Source organism: Sulfitobacter mediterraneus, assembly GCF_003054325.1.
In the GTDB taxonomy this organism is placed as follows: domain Bacteria; phylum Pseudomonadota; class Alphaproteobacteria; order Rhodobacterales; family Rhodobacteraceae; genus Sulfitobacter; species Sulfitobacter mediterraneus.
Genome location: NZ_QBKU01000029.1, coordinates 1 through 4,934, shown reverse-complemented (window position 1 = coordinate 4,934; position 4,934 = coordinate 1). Strand labels below are relative to the sequence as shown.

The following is a 4,934-nucleotide window of genomic DNA, read 5'->3' as shown; positions in this document are numbered from 1 at the left end:
AATTGTGTCAGACAAGGGAAGTTCCTTTCCGGGTTGCTATTCGAGATAGAACGCTGACGTTTCTTGTTTACAGCCAATGTATTCCGTGCAGCAGATATTCGCACGGCATCATTTTAGGGCAGCTTCGTCCCGCAGTCTGTGAGTCCATGCGCGTCGCAGCGAAAGGCGACTCATCCTAGACCTGCCGTTCGTGGATCACGCGGCGAAGGTACCAGGAGAGTCCACTTCGCCATAGTGATTTTGTGCTGCGCGCGCACGCAGCGCAAGAGATGCGACGCGAGCGAGAGTTACGGCTCCGCCGCGCAGCGGAGAGACCAGCCGTCTACACAGACTGCAGCATAAATCAGGTCCAATTCACAGGTCGCAGACTGCGCTGCGCTACGGGTTTCTTTCTGAAATGGCCTACTTTATAGTTTGACTGGCTGCGACCCGACCACCACCGAAGCCATAAGAGCTGTCACTCCACTACCATCGAAAGTTCCATTCTTTTTTAGTTGACCACCCGTTCTGCGACGCTCATCCCTTCAGACAGGCCGGACGACGGATACAGGATCACCCGGTCGCCTTCAGACAAGCCGCTGATGATCTGAGCTTCAATGCCGTTGTTCGGGCCGATCTCTATGGTGCGAAGCTGAGCTGATCCTTCAACCACGACAAACACGGCCCAGGCATCGCGGCTGCGGAACAGGGCACTGGCGGGCACGATCAAGGTATCTTCGGCGCGCCAGACCACAATCCTGGTTTCCACGCGGAACCCGTGTCCGAGGCCAGAATAGTCCTCGGACGGGCTGTTGAAGGATATGACGGCATTGACGCGCTGTTCTTCCACACCCAATGCCGAGAATTGAGTAATGCCGAACGGGTCGACACGCGTTACCTCACCTGCAAGTTCTGCCGGGCCGCCCCAATCGGCGATGATGACGGGATCACCTTCATTGACCTGTACGGCATCAGTTGACAAAAGTTCGACCACCACTTCCAGATCGTTTTCGATGTTTCCGATTTCCATAATGGGCGTTCCGGCAGGTAGCGAAGTTTCACTTTCCTGAATAACGCGCAAAATGCGGCCATCTGCCGGGGCAAAGAGCGGAATATCATCGTCCGCTGTTCCGATTGCAGCTGCCAACCGAGGGTCATCAAAGCCGATCAATTCGGCCTGCGCGTTGGCGATCTCAGCTTCACGCATAGAAATTGCCGCCTCTGCCGTATCGACATTCGCCTGCGCTACGCGCGCGGCCTGTTGCGCGCTGTCCAGTGCGGCACGGCTTGAAATGCCCCGTTCGACAAGTTGTTCCGTTCTGGCCAGTTCCGTGTCAGCCAGATCACGATTGGCAAGCGCCGCATTCAGATCGGCCTGGGCCACACGAAGCGCCGCTTGGGCAGCTGTTACAACGGCCTGTGCCTGTTCGCGGGTGCGCACGTCCAGTGCGGCGGGGTTGGTTGGGCGCATATGGGCAACAATGGTTTCGCCGCGCACGACCGGATCACCGGGTTGCACGCTGACACGTTGCAACTGTCCTGCGACCGGCGTTGATACGACATAGGCGTCTCGCACCCGCGTGCGGCCTTCCTCATCAATCGTCAACTGCATGGTTCCGCGTGTCACCTGGCCCATGTCGACAATTGTTGGCTGCGGCCAGAAGGCAACCGCCAGAGCACCGCCGATCAGCAAGAGTGTTGCGGTGGTCAAGATCAGACGGGATCGTTTCTTTGCTTTGGCCATGACGGCTACTCCCTCGTTTTCAGGGCCGAGACGAGTTCCGCTCGGTCGATATCTCGTTTCACCAGCCAACCGGACGCGACGGCGGCACCCAGAACGACCATCGCGGCAAAACCATAGCTTGCAGGATCGAAGATCGCGGGGATCTGATAGAGTTCACTGGAAAATCCTGCGGCGATACCAAAGGACAGGTAGTACCCAAGCACACTGCCGATCGGCAGGGCGACCAGCGTTACGATGGCCAGTTCGCCCAACAGCACGAAAGCGGCCTCGCCTTTTGTGAAGCCGATCACACGGAGGCTGGCCAGATCGCGGGATCGTTCCGCATAAGCGATGCGGGCCGCGTTGTAGACAATCCCGAAGGTGATGACGAAGGCGATGGCCCCCATGACATAGCGGATCGCACCCGCGCCGGTGTTCATCAGGGTCTGGAAGGCGGTTTCCGCCTGGGCTTTCAGGCTGACGCCTGCGACGCTCGGCATATCCTGCAAGGCGGTGTAGATGTCGGTGGCAAAGGCCTCGTCTATAGACAGATAAGCCCCCGACACGCGGTTCGGTTCCCGCAAGGCGCGGTTCAGTGCGGCGAGGTCCATGTAGGCGGGTGCACCCAGCAGGCTTTCGGCCAAGGCGGTGACAGGGATTTGCAGCACGGGCTGGCGACCTTCGCGGACTTCGACGGTAAGCGTATCACCGGGCCGGATGTCCAGTTTCGTCGCCAATGCGGTGGACAGAACAATGCCCCCGTTCACCAATGGAATATCGACCAGGTCGCTGTCCAGAGCGCGGCTCAGACGCGCACCCTCAGGCAAACCGCTGACGACGCCACGATGGGTTGCAAGACCATTGCGGAGCACTGCAGGCACATGGCGCACGGGTTCGACGAAGGAGACACCTTCCATCCGCCGCAGATTGAAGATTGTGGTCTCGGATGTGGAATGGGTGAAGGTCACGGTCACGTCACTGCGGTCGATTACGTTGAAGGTCAGATCAATCGTTCGATCAAATCCCGCATAGATCGTGATCATGGACACGCTGAGCGCCATGCCGCAGGCGATGCCGATCATCGCGCCTGCCATGCGCACTGGTTGTCTTGTAATCCGGCGCAAGACCATGCGCGACGGTTGATCGAGAAAGCGGTTCAGCGCGTGCCCGATGGCTCCCGTACGGCTGTAATCGGCAGGCGCGGGCGCGCGCATCGCTGCGGCGGGAGTCAGGGCAAAGACGCTGCGCAGAACCAGTAGCCCCCCGGCAGAGGCTGACAGGATACTTACGCCAACGCCGGTGACAAAGGAGGCCGGATCAAGCTGAAACACCAGAAAAGGAAACTTGAAATAGGCCACATAAACCTGGATCAGAGCGCGCCCGCCCAGGATGCCCATCAAGCAGCCCGCCAATGCGCCGCCAATGGCAATGGCCAGCACAAGTTTGCAATAATGCGTGCCGACCTCGCCGTTGGTGTACCCGAAAGCTTTCATCAGGCCGATTTCTTCGCGTTCGGACTGCACCATGCGATTGATCACGATGTAGAGAAGGAAAGCAGCGACAGCGAGGAAGATCGGTGGCACCCCCACGGCTGCGGCCTCCAACCCACCGATTTCCTCACTTACAAGTTGGTTCGAGGCCTGATCGGCAAGCGGATAGGCCCCGGTGCCACCATAGGGGTCGAGAATGCGATCAACGGCTGCCATCACCGCAGCCTCGTTTGCGCCGCGCGCGAGGGACAGAAGTGCCTCGTTGAAAGCGCCATCCATGTCATAGGCCGCGGCTAATGCGGATCGGCTCATCCAGATCACGCCAAATCGGGCATCGTCGGGGATCAACTCGCCAGGCGCAGTCGTGTAAAGAAACTCAGGTGCCTGAGCGAGGCCGACAACCTGAAAGCTGCGTCTTGCGCCGTTCATCGTCGCGTCGATGCGGTCGCCAGGGCGGATGTCGTGGGCCTGGGCGAAGGCCTGGAGCAGGAGGATTTCGTCTGTGTGATCGCTGTCGAGCATCCTGCCGTCGGTCAGGAACACGTCATTTAGACGGGGGCTGCGCAAATCGGGCAAAGAGACTGCCTGCGCCTGTACTGGCAGATCGAACCCCGCAAGGTCTATCAGGGCCGCACCCACCACACGCGGCTCAACCGCGCTAACGCCATCAATGGCTTCGAGCCGCGTCGTCATGCGGTAGGGTGCGCGGGTGACGGGCGCAAAGACCTCTGCCAGTCGATATCGTTCGTAGTAGGCCGCGCGGGTCTCATTCAGCGAGGTCACCAACCCCTGCATCATCACCAGCATGCCGACGCCAACTGCGATGACCATACCGATAGCGAGGGCCTGTCCCTTCATGCGCCACAGATCGCGCAGGAGCTTGTGGTCGAGCGGACTCACCAGTTGATCTCTTCGGGGGTCAGCTTTTCCTTGTTGATCACGACCTCCCGGATGTCCCCATCCGCAAAATGGATCACCCGGTCAGCCATCGCCGCCTGAGAGGCCGCATGGGTGACGATCAACACGGTAGCCCCCAGCTTTTCGTTCACGTCCTTCAACACATTCAGAACGGCGCGTCCGGTCGTGCTGTCGAGCGCGCCCGTCGGCTCATCGCAGAACAGTACCGTTGGGTTCTTGGCGACAGCGCGCGCAATCGCCACGCGCTGCTGTTCGCCGCCTGAGAGCTGGGCGGGAAAGTGGTCAACCCTTTCGCGCAGACCGACCATGGCCAATGCTTCGCCCGGCTCCATTGGATCACGCGCAATTTCTGTCACCAGTTCGACATTTTCTCGGGCAGTCAGGCTTGGCATCAGGTTGTAGAATTGGAAAACAAATCCCACGTGATCGCGCCGGTACATGGTCAACTGCTTATCGGTCATTCCTGACAGGTTCTGGTCCCGGAAGTAGGCATCGCCGTCTGTGGCGCGGTCCAATCCGCCGATGATGTTGAGTAAGGTCGATTTGCCGCTGCCGGACGGCCCCAACAGCACGACAATTTCGCCCTGCGGTATATCCAGATCGACACCGCGCAGCGCGTGAACGGCTGACCGCCCTTCACCGTAAACCTTGGTGATGCCTTTGGTTGAAAAGGTATTCTGGACCATTATCATCCTTAAGTTCATTTATAACTGAACATACTGGACAGATTGTCTGAAGTCAGCGCTTATGGGTCCAAATAGTGTCATTTGCTAAGAGAGGGTTTGTTGCTCATCGTAACCACCGAGGAGTGGACGATGAGAAAG

Annotated in this window: 3 protein-coding genes; all 3 read right to left on the bottom strand. The window is 58.9% G+C overall.

Annotated elements, in window-relative coordinates:
• Nucleotides 1-490: 490 nt before the first annotated feature.
• Genes C8N31_RS20070 through C8N31_RS20060 form a run of 3 tightly spaced genes read right to left on the bottom strand, consistent with a single transcriptional unit; the run spans nucleotide 491 to nucleotide 4,796 of the window.
• Nucleotides 491-1,723 (bottom strand): efflux RND transporter periplasmic adaptor subunit, encoded by a 1,233-nt coding sequence (locus C8N31_RS20070; protein WP_025050008.1) that lies wholly within the window; start codon nucleotides 1,721-1,723, stop codon nucleotides 491-493.
• A 5-nt stretch (nucleotides 1,724-1,728) separates the two neighbouring features.
• The gene (locus tag C8N31_RS20065) at nucleotides 1,729-4,092 is read right to left on the bottom strand and encodes an ABC transporter permease (protein ID WP_231476917.1); all 2,364 of its coding nucleotides are present in this window, start codon (nucleotides 4,090-4,092) and stop codon (nucleotides 1,729-1,731) included.
• Nucleotides 4,089-4,796, bottom strand: coding sequence for an ABC transporter ATP-binding protein (locus C8N31_RS20060; protein ID WP_025050010.1), 708 nt, complete (start codon nucleotides 4,794-4,796; stop codon nucleotides 4,089-4,091). The genes C8N31_RS20065 and C8N31_RS20060 overlap by 4 nt, the downstream gene beginning before the upstream one ends.
• Between the last annotated feature and the right edge of the window lie 138 nt (nucleotides 4,797-4,934).